The sequence below is a fragment of the Rhodoplanes roseus genome, from assembly GCF_003258865.1.
GTDB classification, from domain to species: domain Bacteria; phylum Pseudomonadota; class Alphaproteobacteria; order Rhizobiales; family Xanthobacteraceae; genus Rhodoplanes; species Rhodoplanes roseus.
The window spans coordinates 1-604 of record NZ_NPEX01000646.1; the positions used below are offsets into that span (position 1 = coordinate 1).

Here is a 604-nt window from a genome sequence, read left to right on the forward strand (position 1 = left end):
ACACATGCTGCACGTCTCGGTTGGATTCCGGGTTCGCCGCTGCGCGGCGCCCCGGAATGACCATCGATTATCCAAGACCAGGATATAGCAGGATTCGAGACGCTTCAGCGTCAGTCGTCCGACGCCCCGCCCCGCCGCATGCTCTTCACGGTGGAGCGGCGCTTCTTGGCGTCGACGCGGCGTTCCTTGGAGGCCCGGGTCGGCCGCGTTTTTATCCGCGGCGTCGGCCGCACGGCCGCCTCGCGGATCATCTCGACCAGGCGCTCGCGGGCGTCCTCGCGGTTGCGCTCCTGGGTGCGGAAGCGCTGCGCCGTGATCACCAGCACGCCGTCATTGGTCAGCCGGCTGCCGGCGATGCGCATCAGGCGGATCGCCACGTCGTTGGGCAGCGAGCGCGAGCCGCGCACGTCGAAGCGCAGCTGCACGGCGGTCGCCACCTTGTTGACGTTCTGCCCGCCCGGGCCGCCGGCCCGGATGAACTGCTCCTCGAGCTCGGTCTCTTCGAGAGCGATATCGTCGGTGACCCGGATCATCCCGGTGTTGAAGGCGAGACCGGTGGCGGGGTCAAGTCCTGGCCGTCGTCCCGGGGCGGCCCGGAGGGCCG

The 604-nt window shown here is 69.5% G+C and carries 1 protein-coding gene; it reads right to left on the reverse strand.

All coding sequences use genetic code 11. The features are described 5' to 3' along the window. Window positions 1–110: 110 nt before the first annotated feature. Window positions 111–533, reverse strand: coding sequence for an alternative ribosome rescue aminoacyl-tRNA hydrolase ArfB (gene arfB / locus CH341_RS31780; protein ID WP_111423729.1), 423 nt, complete (start codon window positions 531–533; stop codon window positions 111–113). Between the last annotated feature and the right edge of the window lie 71 nt (window positions 534–604).